This window comes from Actinoplanes sp. NPDC051411, from assembly GCF_040682075.1.
Lineage (GTDB): Bacteria > Actinomycetota > Actinomycetes > Mycobacteriales > Micromonosporaceae > Actinoplanes.
Genome location: NZ_JBFBAD010000038.1, coordinates 33592 through 49067, shown reverse-complemented (window position 1 = coordinate 49067; position 15476 = coordinate 33592). Strand labels below are relative to the sequence as shown.

The window sequence follows — 15476 nt, the reverse complement described above, 5'->3', positions numbered from 1 at the left end:
GGCGACAATGGCGGGCGGACGCGGCCGCACAGGATTACACCACCCGGGGCGGGGGCAAGAGACCCGCCGCGGGTGAACGTCCTGGTGCGGTCGCCTTGCACCGACTGTCGAGGGGTGGGAACGCAATATGCAAGTTTGGCCTGGTCATCGGTACCCGCTGGGCGCCACGTACGACGGCACGGGCACGAACTTCGCAATCTTCTCCGAGGTGGCCGAGGCGGTCGAGCTGTGCCTGTTCGACCCGGCCGGCAACGAGCGCAAGGTCCAGTTGCACGAGCAGGACGCGTTCGTCTGGCACGCCTACCTGCCCGGGGTCGAGCCGGGCCAGCGGTACGGCTACCGGGTCTACGGGCCGTACGACCCGTCCCGCGGGCTCCGCTGCAATCCGCACAAGCTGCTGCTCGACCCGTACGCGCGGGCGGTCGACGCCGACATCGAGTGGCACCGGTCGCTCTACGCGTACGACTTCGACAACCCGGACCAGATGTCGGACCTCGACTCGGCGCCGTACATGGCCAAGGGCGTGGTGGTCAACCCGTACTTCGACTGGGGCAACGACCGCCGGCCGGACATCCCCTATCACCACTCGGTGATCTACGAGACGCACGTCAAGGGGCTCACCGAGCGGCATCCCGAGGTGCCCAAGGACATGCGGGGCAGCTACTCGGCGCTCGGCCATCCGGCGATCATCGAGCACCTGAAGAGCCTCGGGGTGACCGCGGTCGAGCTGATGCCGGTGCACCAGTTCGTGCACGACAACCGGCTCTCCGACCTGGGCCTGCGCAACTACTGGGGCTACAACACGATCGGCTTCTTCGCGCCCTACCAGGGCTATTCGTCGACCGGCACGCTGGGCCAGCAGACCCAGGAGTTCCGCGGCATGGTCAAGGCGCTGCACAAGGCCGGCATGGAGGTGATCCTCGACGTCGTCTACAACCACACCGCCGAGGGCAATCATCTCGGCCCGACGCTGTCGCTGAAGGGCATCGACAACCGTACGTATTACCGCCTGGTGGACGATCAGCCGCAGTTCTACATGGACTACACCGGCACCGGGAACAGCCTCAACGTGCGCAGCCCGCAGAGCCTCCAGCTGATCATGGATTCGCTGCGCTACTGGGTGACCGAGATGCACGTCGACGGGTTCCGGTTCGACCTCGCCTCGACGCTGGCCCGCGAGTTCTACGACGTCGACCGGCTGTCCACGTTCTTCGAGGTGGTGCAGCAGGACCCGGTGGTCGGCCAGGTCAAGCTGATCGCCGAGCCGTGGGACGTCGGCCCGGGCGGCTACCAGGTCGGCAACTTCCCGCCCAACTGGACCGAGTGGAACGGCAAATACCGTGACACGGTCCGCGACTTCTGGCGTGGCGAGCCGGCGACGCTGGCCGAGTTCGCCTCCCGGATCACCGGCTCGGCCGACCTCTACCAGGACGACGGGCGCAAGCCGTTCCACTCGATCAACTTCGTGACCGCGCACGACGGGTTCACGCTCAACGACCTCGTTTCGTACAACGACAAGCACAACGAGGCCAACGGCGAGGAGAACCGGGACGGCGAGAGCTACAACCGGTCGTGGAACTGCGGCATCGAGGGCCCGGCCACCGACGTCCAGGTGCTGACGCTCCGGTCCAAGCAGCGGCGCAACTTCCTGGCCACGCTGATGCTCAGCCAGGGCGTGCCGATGATCTCGCACGGCGACGAGCTCGGGCGCACCCAGCAGGGCAACAACAACGCGTACTGCCAGGACAACGAGCTGGCCTGGATCGACTGGGGCAACGCCGACGAGCATCTGCTCGAGTTCACCCGCAAGCTGACCGCGTTCCGGCACCGGCACCAGGTGTTCCAGCGCCGGCGGTTCTTCACCGGCCTGCCGGTGACCGCCCGCGGCGGCGGGGACCCGCTGCCCGACCTGGAGTGGTTCACCCCCGACGGCCGGCAGATGGCCGGCGACGACTGGGGCAACGACTTCGGCCGGGCGGTCGCGCTCTTCGTCAACGGCGAGGGCATCCGCGAGCGCGGGCAATACGGTCAACGCCACGTCGACAGCTCGTTCCTGCTGTTCTTCAACGCGCACGACGCGCCCATCGAATTTGCCACCCCGCCGGCTGAATACGGCGAAAAGTGGGAAAAGGTCATCGAGACGGCGGAGCCGTCCCCGGATCGCCCGTCGGTCGTCGAGGCCGGCACCAAGCTCTGGGTGCCCGACAGATCTCTCATCGTGTTGGACAGGACGGTTTGATGCCCCCTTCTGGAACCTACCGAGTTCAGGTCCGCCCCGAGTTCCCGTTGTCCGACACCGCCGCGCTCGCCGACTACCTGGCCGATCTCGGGGTGAGCCACCTCTACACCAGCCCGCTGCTGGCGGCGGCTCCCGGTTCCAGCCACGGCTACGACGTCGTCGACCACACCAAGGTCAATCCCGAGCTGGGCGGCGAGGAGGGCCGCCGCGCGCTCAAGGCCGCCCTCGACGCGGCCGGGCTCGGCCTGGTCGTCGACATCGTGCCCAACCACGCCGGGGTCGGCGTCCCGGCGGCCAACCCGACCTGGTGGGACGTCCTCAAGCACGGGCAGAAGTCGCAGTACGCCAAGTTCTACGACATCGACTGGACGCGCGGCCGGGTGCTGATCCCGGTGCTGGCCGACTCGCCGGACGCGCTCGACGACCTGCGGGTCGAGGACGGCGAACTGCGCTACTACGACAAGCGCTACCCGATCGCCGACGGCACCGGCGACGGCACGGCCCGCGAGGTGCACGACCGGCAGCACTACGAGCTGGCCGACTGGACCCGGGGCGACTCCGAGCTCAACTACCGCCGGTTCTTCACCATCGCCGACCTGGCCGGGCTGCGGGTCGAGGATCCGGAGGTGTTCGAGGCGACCCACGCCGAGATCCTCCGGTGGTACGCCGAGGGCGCCGTCCAGGGCATCCGCGTCGACCACCCGGACGGCCTGCGCGCCCCGGGCGAATACCTCGAACGCCTGCACAACGCGGCCCCCGACGCGTGGCTCGTGGTCGAGAAGATCCTCGAACCGGGCGAGGAGCCGCCGCCCTGGCCGGTCGACGGCACGACCGGCTACGACGCGCTGGCCGAGGTGTGCGGGGTGTTCATCGACCCGAGCACCGAGCGGTTCTTCGACACCCTCGACCATCACCTGACCGGGCGCGAGGTCAGCTGGCAGGACCTCGTCCACCAGACCAAGCACACCCTGGCCACGACCCAGCTCGCGGCCGAGTTGACGCGCATGGCCCACCTCGTACCGGAAATCGAGGCCGCGCCGAAGGCGCTGGCCGAGCTGGCCGCGTGTTTTCCGGTCTATCGTTCCTATCTGCCCTTCGGGGCGCGGCATCTCGCCCGGGCGCGATCCGAGGCCGGGCGGCGGCGACCCGAGCTGATCCCGGTGCTCGACCAGCTCACCTCGCGGCTGCGCCGGCCGGCGGACGAGCTGACCCAGCGGTTCCAGCAGTACACCGGCGCGGTGATGGCCAAAGGCGTCGAGGACACGGCGTTCTACCGCTGGACCCGGTTCACCGCCCGCAACGAGGTCGGCTGCGACCCGTGCGAATTCGGCGTCACCCCGGACAACTTCCACGAGGCGATGGAGTCGCGGCAGCGCCTGCGGCCGCACTCGATGACCGCCCTCTCCACGCACGACACCAAGCGCAGCGAGGACGTGCGGGCCCGGCTCGCGGTGCTCGCCGAGGTGCCGGGCGACTGGACCGAGGTGGTGCGGCGGTGGGTCCGGGTCGCCCCGCTGCCCGACCCGGCGCTCGCCCACCTCATCTGGCAGGCCGCGGTGGGCGCCTGGCCGATTTCCCGGCCGCGGCTCCAGGCGTACGCGGTGAAGGCCGCGCGAGAGAGCGGCGCCGGCACCAACTGGTTGCACCCGGACGAGCGCTTCGAGGGCCGCCTGACCGAGATGGTCGACCACATCTACGACGATCCGGCCCTGCACCGCGAGGTGGGCGACTTCGCGGCCTCGGTCACCGCGCCCGGGTGGTCGAACGCGCTCGGGCAGAAGCTGGTGCAGTTGACCATGCCCGGGGTGCCCGACGTCTATCAGGGCACCGAACTGTGGGACCACTCGCTGGTCGACCCGGACAACCGGCGGCCGGTCGACTTCTCCCTGCGGCGCGCGCTTCTGGCCCGCATCGACGACGGGTGGCTGCCGCCGGTCGACGACAGTGGAGCGGCGAAGCTGCTGGTCACCAGCCGCACGATGCGATTGCGCCGGCAGCGCCCGGAACTCTTCTCGTCGTATCGCCCGGTGTTTGCCGAGGGGCGCGTGGGGGAACACGTGCTCGCCTTCGACCGGGGTGGCGTGGTGGCCGTCGCCACCCGGCTGCCGGTCGGATTGTCACGGCACGGAGGGTGGGGGGACACCACGTTGTCACTCGACGGACACAGCTGGACGGAAGTCTTCACGAACACGAGCTATGGGGGGAACCGGCTCGCGGTGGCTGAGCTCCTGCACGCCTATCCGGTTGCCCTGCTGGTGAAAGAATAATGACGCACTTCGAAGTCTGGGCGCCTGACAAAACGGTCAAGTTGCGCGTTCTTGAGGGAGACCGCGAGATGGAACGCGGGGATGACGGCTGGTGGCGCCTCGACGTGCCCGCCGCCGGTCCCGGGACCGACTACGCGTACATCCTGCCGGATGGTGACAACGGGCTACCCGATCCTCGCTCGCAGTGGCAGCCTCAGGGGGTGCACGGGCCGAGCCGGGTATACGACCAGTCGGCGTTCGCGTGGACTGATTCGTCGTGGACGGGCCGGCAGCTGCCGGGCGCGGTTCTCTACGAGCTCCATATCGGAACGTTCACCGCTGCCGGGACCTTTGACGCCGCCATCGCCCGGCTCGACCATCTCGTGTCGCTCGGTGTCGACATGGTGGAGCTGCTCCCGGTCGGCTCGTTCAACGGTGAACACAACTGGGGCTACGACGGCGTGTGCTGGTATGCGCCGCACGAGGCGTACGGCGGCCCGGACGGGCTGAAGCGTTTCGTCGACGCGGCCCACGCGCGTGGGCTCGGCGTGATCCTCGACGTGGTCTACAACCACTTCGGGCCGTCCGGGGCCTACGCCCCTTCCTTCGCGCCCTATCTGGCGGCCTCGGGGTCCAACCCGTGGGGCGCCTCGGTCAACCTGGACGGGCCGCAGTCGGACGAGGTACGCCGCTACATCATCGACAGCGTCCTGATGTGGCTGCGCGACTACCACGTGGACGGTCTGCGGCTCGACGCCGTGCACGCGCTGGTCGACCACTCGGCGGTCAACCTGCTCGAACAGATGGCGGTCGAGGTCTCGTCGTTGTCGGTCGCGCTGGGCCGGCCGCTGTCGCTGATCGCGGAGTCCGACCTGAACGACCCGCGCCTGATCACGCCCCGCGAGGCGGGCGGCCTCGGCCTGCAGGGACAGTGGGACGACGACGTGCACCACGCCCTGCACACGCTGCTGACCGGCGAGCGCCAGGGCTACTACGGCGACTTCGGCTCGCTCTCGTGCCTCCAGACCGTGCTCGAAGGGGCGTTCTTCCACGCCGGCACGTGGTCGAGCTTCCGGAAGCGGCGACACGGGCGGCCGGTCAACCGGTCCCTGATCCCGGGGCACCGGTTCGTCGCCTACCTGCAAAACCACGACCAGATCGGGAACCGGGCGATCGGCGACCGCATCTCGGCGACGCTGTCACCGGGACTGCTCAAGGTCGGGGCCACGCTGCTGCTCACGTCACCGTTCACGCCGATGCTGTTCATGGGCGAGGAGTGGGCGGCGTCGAGCCCGTGGCAGTTCTTCACCAGCCACCCCGAGCCCGAACTGGCGGAGGCGGTGCAGACCGGCCGGCGGCGCGAGTTCGCCGCCCACGGCTGGGCGTCGGCCGACGTGCCCGACCCGCAGGACCCGGCCACGTTCGAACGCTCCAAGCTGGACTGGAACGAGCTCGACAAGCCGGGCCATGCCGACATCCTGGACCTGTATCGGAAGTTGATCGCGTTGCGCCGCGGCCGGGCCGACCTGAGCGACCCGTGGCTCGACAAGGCCGAAGTCTGGCACGGTGACCAATATGTGGTGATGCGGCGGGGGCAGTGCGCGGTCGCGGCCAATCTGGCCCCGGTGCCGCAGACGGTGAGCTTGCGGGCGGTGCCGAGCAAGGTGCTGCTGGCCACCGAGCCGGGCGTCGTGCTGCAGCGCGACCGCGTCGACCTGCCGCCGGAGACCGCCGTGGTGGTCGCCTTCCGCTGACGAGGCCTTGACCCTGACACGGTGACAGACCCTGGACCGGGCGCATGACCGACATGTTCGATTACCGCGCGCTGACCTCTGCACGTTCGCAGCTCCCGCTTCGTCCACAGTCGGCGGGCTGTGGGACAAGCCACCGAGGTGGGGGATGGGTTCCTGTCGTACTCGTAGGCCACTATGGGCGGCATGGTGGGCCTGGGGAGGACGCGCCAGTCGCGTACCGGCAGGGGCGCGCGAGCGGCGCGCCCAGCCCGCGCCGCGGTGGTGAGGGGTGTGGATGGCTGAGTCGGTGCGTGGCCGGTTGCGGTGGCCGGTGCGGCGGCGGGAGGAAGCGACCGCGGAAGACATCGCGGCGCGGGACATCGCCCAGATGGAGGTGGCCGATCAGCTGCCGCCTCCGCTGCCCGAGCCGATGGGGCTGCCGGAGCCGCCGCAGCGGTTCAACCTGGCGATTCTGCGGCTGGCCGGGTTAGGGCTGGCGCTCGTGCTGGCGTTGACGCTGACGATGGTGAAGCTGTTCGTGACCGGGCCGCCGTCGCTGGCCGATCTGCGGGCGCAGGCCGGGGTCAACTCGTGGACCACGCTGAGCGTCGGGGTGAAGGACGACCAGCCGGGCATCGCCTACTACGACCCGGGCAGCAAGGAGTGCGCGGCCCGGCCGCCGGCGGGCGGATGCGGCACGTGGAGCGGGTTCGACATCGACATCGCCTACATGATCGCGGAGGATCTCGGTTTTCGGCGGCAGGACGTGCGGTTCTACGCCATCGAGAGCGAGGACCGCGGGCGCATGCAGGCCGCCGATCCGCAGGGTAACCGGGTCGCGGTCAAGATGGTGATCGCCAGCTACAGCATCACCCAGGACCGGATCGATCAGGGTGCGACCTTCTCCTATCCGTACCTCTACACCGAGGAGTCGGCCCTGACGCTGGCCGGCCACTCGCCGGTGGCGACCTTCGAGGATCTGGCGCACAAACGGGTCTGCTCGCTGTCGGCGTCGACCAGCATCACGGCACCGGAACAGGCGGGCGCGACCGTGGTGCGCAAAAACAAGATCAGTGAATGCATCGCGTTGCTGCGCAGTAAAGGGCCGGACCGGGTCGACGCGGTGAGCACCGACGCGGCGATCCTGGCCGGCTACAAATACCAACATCCCCAGGAGTTTCACCACTGGGATCTCGGTTACGACTCGACCGAGAAGTGGGGCGTCAACGTCGGTGACAACGACGCGCTGAAGACGCTGGTCGACGCGACGCTCTACAAGTCGTACAAGGACCCGCACGACGACCGGTGGGAGCTCGCGTACGCCCACAATCTGCAGGTGGAGACCCGGGCGAGCCAGGACGATCACACCCCGATCGCGGTGGCCGAGCAGCCGCGGGCGGCCCGTCCGGACGTACGCAAGCTGCCGTGGGAAGACAGCGTGCCGTGACCGACATCTTCGTCAAGGGCGCCCCGGCGCCGCCCCGGCGGCGGCGGGCCCAGCTCAACTGGCTCTTCACCGTGCTGCCGGCGTTCCCGCTGGTGCTGCTCGTGCTCCGGCTGTGGTACCTGAGCCGCCAGGACCTGCCGACGATGCTGCTGCTGGTGCAGTACATCAGCCCGCTCGGCATGATCAGCGCGCTCTTCATCACGCTGGTCTGGACGGTGCCGGCGGTGATTCTCGTGCTGCGCTCGCTCGGCGGCATTCTGCTGGTCAGCGCGCCCGGCCAGGCCGGCCGTTCGATGCTGGCGGTGAGTGCGCTGCGGATGCCCGACTGGGTGGTGGTGGTCGCGGCGGTGCTGGCCGCCTTCACGTGGCAGCTGCGCCTGCTGCCGGCGCTGGCCATGCTGGTCGTCTCGATTCTCGGGCTGACCGCGGTGCAGCGGTTCCGGGCCGGGCGGTGGGTCATGCTGTGGATCACGGTGGGGGTGCCGGTGCTGATCGGTCTGCTCGTGCTGGCGTTCGTGTGGCCGGGCATCGAGACCGCGGTCCGCGACCACGAGGTGGCGACCGCGCTGCTGCTCGGGGTGCCGCCGCTGCTCGGGCCGCTGATGACCGGGCCGGTGCCGGTGTGGTCGGCCCGGCTGGTCACGCACTGGCCGGCGGTCGGAGCGGCGCTGGTCGCCCCTTTCGTGATCGGCGTGGTCTTCCTGCGGGTGCCGGTGCTGCCGGACAGCGCGGTCGAGGTCGGTCCGCCCGGCGGCGTCGTGCAGGTGATGCGCGGCCAGCTGGTGGCGGTCGACGACAACTCGACGACCATTCTGCAGGGGGACGGCGACGTGACCTTCATCCCGAACGGTCAGGTGCGCTCCCGCATCCTCTGCCCGGCGGTCAAGCAGGCCCCCGACAGCAAGGTGTCGGTGCGCGGCTGGGCGGTCGACGACTCCGCACTGTCCTGGGTCGCACCGACACGCCCGGTGACCGAGGTCGATCCACGCTGTCTCGGCCGCCCTCTGGTGTCCCCGTGACAACGTTTTCCACCTGCCCTTTCAGGGTTTTCGGTGTGCACTTCCGCGACGCGCCGCCTACCGCGTGCAGACAGGTGAACGGCGATCTGGGAAGCTGCACGCCATGACCTTGCACCTCCGGTGGGCGGCCGTCACCGATCAAGGACATGTCCGCAGCAACAACGAGGACTGTTACTACGCCGGCGACCACCTCCTCGTCGTCGCCGACGGCATGGGTGGGATGGCCGCCGGTGACCTGGCCAGCCGCCTCGCCATCGACGCCATGAGCGTGCTCGACGTCCCGATCGACAACGAGCACCAGATGGACGCGCTGCACAAGGCCCTCGAGATCGCGAACGGCCGGATCGCCGAGACCGTGGTCGCCGACAACTCGTTGCAGGGCATGGGCACGACGCTCACCGCCGTGATCTTCTCCGGCACCCGGGCGGCGATGGCGCACGTCGGTGACTCGCGGGCCTACCTGCTGCGCGACGGCCGGCTCAACCAGCTGACCAAGGACGACACGTACGTCCAGATGCTGGTCGACCAGGGCCTGATCCAGCCGGACGAGGCGGCCAGCCATCCGCGCCGGTCGGTGGTCACCCGGGTGCTGCAGGGCGAGCCGGTCAGCCCGGCGTACGTGATCGTCGAGCCGGAGGTCGCCGACCGCTGGCTCCTGTGCAGCGACGGCCTGACCGCGGTCGTCACCAACGAGACGATCGAGCAGGAGATGATCGAGGCGCCCGATCCCAAGGCGTGCGCCGAGAGGTTGATCGACCTGGCGCTGCGAGGCGGTGGACCGGACAACGTCACGGTGATCGTCGCCGATCTGGTCGCCGGCGAGTAACCGTCGGCCCCGACCTGCGGTACGTTACGACAGGTCTCGGCTCCGGGTGGTGATGATGACGGCGCGACTGTTCGTCACGCTGACGCTTGTCCTGGGGGCGGTGGCCCTGGGGGAACTCATCGCGCCGGGTGGGCGACGGCTGTACGACGACGTCGCGCAGATGGTCGTCGGGGGCCTCGCGGCGTGGGTGTGCCTGGTGGCGGCCCGCGGGCGAGTGGGCGTGCAACGGCACTGGCGGCTCCTCGCCGCGATCGGGCTGGCCGGCTGGGCGGTGGAGCGGCTCTGGTGGGCCGTGCAGGACGTGGTCGACCCGGGACGCCCGGGCACCTCGGTCGGCTTCCTTATTTTGCCGCTGTGCCTGTTCATCGGGCTGCTCGGCGCCGTGCACACCCGGCCCCGGCCGGTGCCGACGTCGGCCCGGCGCGACCAGCTGGCGCTCGTCCTCGACAGCGTGCTGATCACCGGGTCGCTGCTCGCGTTCTGCTGGTCGGTGCTGCCGGTTCACGTGCTGAAGCCGGCGACCGGCACGGTCTGGGTGGCCGTCGCCTATCCGATCGCCGACCTGCTGCTCCTCACCATCGTCGTGTTGTTGCTGGCGACCCGGCCCGACTCGAGGGCCGGCCGGCGACCGCTCTACCTGATCGGGCTGGCGATCATCTCGTTCGGGGTGACCGACACCTACCGCCTGATGGTTCTCGGCGCGGGGCCGCTGACCCAGTTGCAGTCGGCGGGCCACCTGTTCGGGCCGGCCTTCATCCTGCTGGCCGCGACCAGCCCAGCGCTCAACGGCCAGGCCCAGGAGATCTCGCCGCAGCGCGACTGGCTGCATCTGCTGCTGCCCTATGTGCCGGTCACCGCGACCGGAGTGGTCATCGGCATCAGCACCGGGGCCGGCAACCGGCTGACCCCCTTCGAGGCCTATCTCGGATGGCTCGGCCTGGGGCTGGTCGTGGCCCGGCAGATGTTCACGATCGTCGACAACACGGTGCTGCTCGACCGGGTCTCCGAGGGCCAGCAACGGCTGCACCATCAGGCCTATCACGACTCGTTGACCGGGCTGGCCAACCGGGCGATGTTCCGGGAACGGCTGGTGCTCGCGCTCGACGCGCACCGGCACCGCGAGCAGCCGCTGGCCGTCCTCTTCGCCGACCTCGACGACTTCAAGCTCATCAACGACAGCTTCGGGCACGCGATGGGCGATCGGGTGCTGCGGGCCATCGCCGACCGTACGATCGCCTGCGTCGGCCCCGACGACCTGGTGGCCCGGCTCGGCGGCGACGAGTTCGCGGTGCTGCTCGACCCGTCGTCGGCCGGCGAGGCCGAGGAGATCGGCCACCGCATCCTGGCCGAGCTGCGCGAACCGTTCCTGATCGACGGGCACGCCATCGGCGTCGGCGCCAGCATCGGCCTGGTCGTGCCCGACGACGGCGAGCCGCTCTCGGCCGACACGCTGCTCCGCCGGGCCGACGCCGCGATGTATTCCAGCAAGCGCCGCGGCAAGGGCGCGCTGGCCCGCTACGCCGGATCGAACGACGGCGGCCCCCACGCCGACCTGCCCCACCTGCTCGCCCAGGCGCTGGCCGGAGGCAGCCCGGCGGCGTCCGGTTTCGAGGTCCACTACCAGCCGATCGTCCGCTTCTCCGACGGCGTGACGGTCGCCTTTGAGGCGCTGGTCCGCTGGACCGACCCGGTAGCGGGCACGGTCCACCCCGACGTCTTCGTCACGGTCGCCGAGCGCACCGGCCTCGTCGTCGCGATCGACGACTTCGTCCTCGACCAGGCCTGCGCCGACATCGCCGTGCTCGAATCGACCTACGGCCGCCCGATCGACGTGCACGTCAACGTCTCGGCGGCCCGGCTCGGCCAGGACGGCCTCGAGGAGACGGTCTTCGCCGCGCTCGCCCGGCACGAGGTGCCGCCGGGCCGCCTCATCGTCGAGATCACCGAAACCCGGCGGATTCCCGACCTTCCGAAGGCCGCCGCGGTCGCGGCGGCCTTGCGCTCCCATGGCGTACGTGTCGCCCTGGACGACTTCGGCAGCGGCTTCAACGCGCTGGCCCAACTGCATTCGCTGCCCGTCGACATCGTGAAACTCGACTCCACGCTGACCGATGTGGACATCGCCCCCGACCGGGCGGGCGCCGTCTGCCGCTCGATCCTGGCCATCTGCGCCGAGCTGGACGTCGTCGTGGTCGCCGAGGGCATCGAGACGATCGAGCGGGCGACGGCGCTGGCCGAGCTGGGGTGCCCGCTGGGACAGGGCTACCTCTTCGGCCAGCCGGGCCCGCTCGCCCGCCTGACCGGGCCCGCCAAGATCCCGGCCCAGCCGGCGCCCCTGGAGTCTCAGAACCTGGGCCGATAGCAGGTGCGCGACCCGAACGTCTCGTCGCGAAGTCGCACGAAGGCGAGCTGCGGAATCTCGGGCGCCAGCCGCTCGAACAGGTGGCGGGCCACCAGCTCGAACGTGGGCCGGAAGTCGAACAGGTCGGTCCACACGTGGCCGGCGAGATCGGCGCAGACCCGGTCGACCTGCTCGGCGGCGGCGTCGGTGTCGAAATAGCGGCCCAGGTGGTCGAGCTGGTCGTCCTCGAAAGCGACCCCGACGGTCACCCTGAGCTCGATCGCCGCGCCGGGGACGAGACGCGCCTTCGCGCCGCCGGCCAGGCCCTGCCGGACCGGGAAGCGGCGGTCGACCTCGACGACGAAGCTCATCGCGAGCGCGGGTTGGTGCGACGAGTCGGTGCGGCGGTGGTCGGATCTTCGGGCCACGGGTGTCGCGGATAGCGGCCCCGCAACTCGGCCCGGACCTGGGGGTAGCCCTGGGCCCAGAACGAGGCGAGATCGCGGGTCACGGCCACCGGGCGCCCGGCCGGGGAGAGCAGATGCAGCAGGACCGGCACGCGGCCGTCGGCCAGGCGCGGGGCGTCCCGCCAGCCGAACGCCTCCTGCACCTTGACGGCCAGGACCGGCGACTCGGCATCGGTGTAGTCGACCCGCACCCGGGAGCCGCTCGGCACCGGCAGCCGCTCGGGCGCGACCTCGTCGAGCCGCCCCGCCACCGACCACGGAAGCAGACGCCGCAGGGCCGAGGTCACGTCGATCTTCGCCAGATCGGCGCGGCGGCGGGCGCGGGACAGGTCGAGCCAGTCTTCCGCCCGGTCGAGGAGGGCCTGATCGCTGACGTCGGGCCACGGGTCACCGAGCGCGGCGTGGGCGAAGGCCAGGCGCTCCCGGAGTTCGCTCGCGGTGCGTGACCAGTTGAGCAGGCCCAGGCCCTCGCGCCGCAGACCGTCGAGGAGCGCCGCCTGCAGCCGGGCCTGGTCGGGACGGTCGAGCCGGCGCTCGACCAGCGTGATCGCGCCGAGCCGCTCGACCGTGCGCGCGACGACGTCGGCGTCCCGCCAGGCGATCTCGGTCTCGGTGACGAGCAGCGTGGCCGCGGCCTCGCGGGCGGAGGCCTCGTCGAGCGGCGCCGCGGCCCGGATGCGGGCGGTGCGCGCCCCGGCGGCCCGATCGGCCGACGCGACGGCCAGCCAGGTCACCCCGGCCAGCCCGGACCCGGCCGGCAACTCGGCGGCGGTGCCGCCGGCCATCAGATAGGACCGGCTGCCCGGCTCGCGCACGCGAGCGACCCGCTCCGGGTACGCCAGCCCGACCACTACCCCGGCCGCCAGATCGTCGGTCAGCCGGCCGCCCTCCTCGGCCCGCCGCCCGCCCACGCCCCTGGCCGGCTGCCCGCCCCCGGTCTCGGTTCGGGTCCCAGCTTCAGGCCCACCGGCCCTGGTCCTCGGCTCGCCGCGCGGGGCTCTGGGCTCCCCGCGCGAGGTTTCGGGCTCGCCGCGCAGGGCTCTGGGCTCTCCGCGCGGGGTTTCGGCCTTACGGCGCGGGGCTCTGGCCTCGCCGCGCGGGGTTTCTGCCTCACCGCGCGGCGTTTCGGCCTCACGGCGCGGGGTTTCTGCCTCACCGCGCGGGGCTCTGAGCTCCCCGCCCGGGGTTTCGGCCTCACCGCGCGGCGTTTCGGGCTTATCGCTCCGGGCTCTAGGCCCACCGGCCGTGGCTTTAGGCCTGCCGGCCGTGGAAGCCGTCCCGCTGAGTGGCGCGACTGAAGCACGGGCGGGCGCCGGGTCGGGCGTGGTCGTTCGGCCGTCGGCGGCGAGCGCTCCGCTTGCCGCAGCCGTGGGCCTGCCGGAATGCGATCCGCCGAACCCGGACGGCTGCGGGCCTGCGGTGGGCGGGTGGTCGGGCTCGGTGTTGTGGGCGCCAGCGGTGGGCGGGTGGTCGGGTGCGCTGTTGTGGGCGCCGGCGGTGGGTGCGTGGTCGGGCTCGGGGGCGAGGGCGCCAGCGGCGGGAATTTGGTCGGGACCGGGGGCGAGGGCGTCTTCAGCGGCGTCGGTGACGGCGTCGACCGTGTCGTCGGTGGGGGAGCGGGTCAGGGCGGCGGTCAGGCGGCGGGTCTCGGAGCGCCACGCCGAGTCGTTGGTGGAGCGGGCGCGGCGCCAGCCCGCCGGGAGGTCGTCGGGGGCGTTGCGGTCGTCGTCGAGGAGGGCGACGATCTCGGCCGCCCGGCGGGGGCCGACCAGGGCCGCGCCGTCGAGCAGGGCCCGGGCCAGGCGGGGGTGGAGGCCGGCGTCGGCCAAGGCGCGGCCCCGGGCGGTGATGCGGCCGGATCCGTCGACCGCGCCGAGGTCGTGCAGGGTCGTCACGGCGGCCCGGAGGGCTCCGGCGGGTGGCTGGTCGGGGAGGGCCAGGCCGGTGCCGTCGGGGTGGCCCCACAGGGCGAGGTCGAGGGCGAAGCCGGTCAGGTCGGCGGTGGCGATCTCGGGCTCGGGCTGGGCCGGGAGGCGGTCGTGCCGGGCCTCGGGCCAGCAGCGGTAGACCCGGCCGGGCGCCTCGCGGCCGGCGCGGCCGGCGCGCTGGGTGGCGGCGGCCCGGGAGACCGGCACGGTGGCCAGGGTGCCCAGGCCGCGGGCGTGGTCCATGCGGGGGACGCGGCTCAGGCCGGCGTCGACCACCGCGCGCACGCCGGGGACGGTGAGGCTGCTCTCGGCGACCGCGGTGGCCAGCACGACCCGGCGCCGGTCGGAGGGGCGCAACGCGGCGTCCTGAATGGAGCCGGGCTGGCGGCCGTGCAACGCGACGACGTTGAGCGGGAGGCGGCTCGCCACATGATCGATCTCGCGGGCGCCGGGCAGGAAGACGAGCACGTCGCCGTCGCTCTCGGCGAAGGCGCGGCGGGTCACGGCGGCCACGTGGTCGAGCAGGCGGGGGTCGATCCGCAGGCCGAGGGGCGGCGCGATCGGGCCGGGCGGGGGCGACCAGACGACCTCGACCGGGAACATCGGGGCCTCGGCGGTCACGACCGGGGCGTCGAGCACTTCGGCCAGGCGCTTGGAGTCGGCGGTCGCCGAGGTCGCCAGCAGCCGCAGGTCGGGGCGCAGGGCGGCGCGCACCTCGGTCAGGAAGGCCAGGGCGAGGTCGGAGTCGAGGTGGCGCTCGTGGCACTCGTCGAGGATCACCAGGGCGGTGCCGGCCAGCTCGGGGTCGCGTTGCAGCCGGCGGACCAGGACTCCGGTGGTGACGACCTCGATCTGGGTGGAGGCGGAGACTCGTCGCTCCCCGCGTACGGTGAAGCCGACGCGGCCGCCCACCCGATCGCCCAGCAGTGAGGCCATGCGGCGCGCGGCGGCTCGCGCCGCGAGGCGCCGCGGCTCGGCGACCACCACCTTGCCCGCGTCACTTGCCAGGGCGAGCGGGACCACCGTGGTCTTGCCGGTGCCCGGGGGCGCCACCAGCACCAGGGAGCCGGCGCCGGCCAGGGCCGACGCGATGCGCGGCAGGGCCGCACGGATCGGCAGATCGGGAAGGGCGGCGGCGATCGGCACGGTCACCATCCTTGCGTACGGGTACGACAAAACCGCCGGATGGAGTGCGTGGCGGTCGCCCGGCCTGATTGACTGATCGGTAAC

Annotated in this window: 9 protein-coding genes; 7 read left to right on the top strand and 2 right to left on the bottom strand. The window is 71.5% G+C overall.

What is annotated here, in order from left to right:
* The first annotated feature begins 127 nt into the window (after positions 1–127).
* The 7 genes from glgX (at position 128) to AB0M88_RS21960 (ending at position 11872) form a co-directional block, all read left to right on the top strand.
* Entirely contained in the window at positions 128–2239 is a 2112-nt protein-coding gene (gene glgX / locus AB0M88_RS21990) for a glycogen debranching protein GlgX (RefSeq protein WP_364104974.1), read from the top strand.
* Positions 2239–4506 carry a malto-oligosyltrehalose synthase gene (treY, locus tag AB0M88_RS21985; RefSeq protein ID WP_364104972.1) on the top strand — a complete coding sequence of 756 codons (2268 nt, stop codon included), beginning with the start codon at positions 2239–2241 and terminating at the stop codon, positions 4504–4506. The genes glgX and treY overlap by 1 nt, the downstream gene beginning before the upstream one ends.
* Positions 4506–6239, top strand: a complete 1734-nt coding sequence (gene treZ / locus AB0M88_RS21980) for a malto-oligosyltrehalose trehalohydrolase (protein WP_364104970.1) — start codon at positions 4506–4508, stop codon at positions 6237–6239. Before treY ends, treZ begins: the two co-directional genes overlap by 1 nt.
* Positions 6240–6513: 274 nt before the next feature.
* On the top strand, positions 6514–7665 hold the full coding sequence (locus tag AB0M88_RS21975) for a transporter substrate-binding domain-containing protein (protein ID WP_364104968.1): 1152 nt from the start codon (positions 6514–6516) through the stop codon (positions 7663–7665).
* Complete coding sequence (locus AB0M88_RS21970) at positions 7644–8684, top strand: hypothetical protein (protein ID WP_364104966.1); 1041 nt, start codon at positions 7644–7646, stop codon at positions 8682–8684. Before AB0M88_RS21975 ends, AB0M88_RS21970 begins: the two co-directional genes overlap by 22 nt.
* A gap of 103 nt (positions 8685–8787) precedes the next feature.
* On the top strand, positions 8788–9510 hold the full coding sequence (locus tag AB0M88_RS21965; RefSeq protein ID WP_364104964.1) for a protein phosphatase 2C domain-containing protein: 723 nt from the start codon (positions 8788–8790) through the stop codon (positions 9508–9510).
* Between the two features lie 55 nt (positions 9511–9565).
* Positions 9566–11872, top strand: coding sequence for an EAL domain-containing protein (locus AB0M88_RS21960; protein ID WP_364104962.1), 2307 nt, complete (start codon positions 9566–9568; stop codon positions 11870–11872).
* Here AB0M88_RS21960 and AB0M88_RS21955 read toward each other — a convergent pair.
* Entirely contained in the window at positions 11854–12222 is a 369-nt protein-coding gene (locus tag AB0M88_RS21955) for a 6-carboxytetrahydropterin synthase (protein ID WP_364104960.1), read from the bottom strand. The two genes, AB0M88_RS21960 and AB0M88_RS21955, sit on opposite strands and share 19 nt — an antisense overlap.
* A complete protein-coding gene (locus tag AB0M88_RS21950; RefSeq protein ID WP_364104958.1) occupies positions 12219–15401 on the bottom strand; it encodes an ATP-dependent helicase C-terminal domain-containing protein in 3183 nt (1060 codons plus the stop codon). Before AB0M88_RS21950 ends, AB0M88_RS21955 begins: the two co-directional genes overlap by 4 nt.
* Between the last annotated feature and the right edge of the window lie 75 nt (positions 15402–15476).

Coding starts and splice junctions, on each gene's coding strand:
- AB0M88_RS21975 (WP_364104968.1), top strand. CDS start 6,514: ATGGCTGAGTCGGTGCGTGGCCGGTTGCGGTGGCCGGTGCGGCGGCGG.
- treY (WP_364104972.1), top strand. CDS start 2,239: ATGCCCCCTTCTGGAACCTACCGAGTTCAGGTCCGCCCCGAGTTCCCG.
- AB0M88_RS21965 (WP_364104964.1), top strand. CDS start 8,788: ATGACCTTGCACCTCCGGTGGGCGGCCGTCACCGATCAAGGACATGTC.
- AB0M88_RS21950 (WP_364104958.1), bottom strand. CDS start 15,401: ATGGTGACCGTGCCGATCGCCGCCGCCCTTCCCGATCTGCCGATCCGT.
- treZ (WP_364104970.1), top strand. CDS start 4,506: ATGACGCACTTCGAAGTCTGGGCGCCTGACAAAACGGTCAAGTTGCGC.
- glgX (WP_364104974.1), top strand. CDS start 128: ATGCAAGTTTGGCCTGGTCATCGGTACCCGCTGGGCGCCACGTACGAC.
- AB0M88_RS21955 (WP_364104960.1), bottom strand. CDS start 12,222: ATGAGCTTCGTCGTCGAGGTCGACCGCCGCTTCCCGGTCCGGCAGGGC.
- AB0M88_RS21960 (WP_364104962.1), top strand. CDS start 9,566: ATGACGGCGCGACTGTTCGTCACGCTGACGCTTGTCCTGGGGGCGGTG.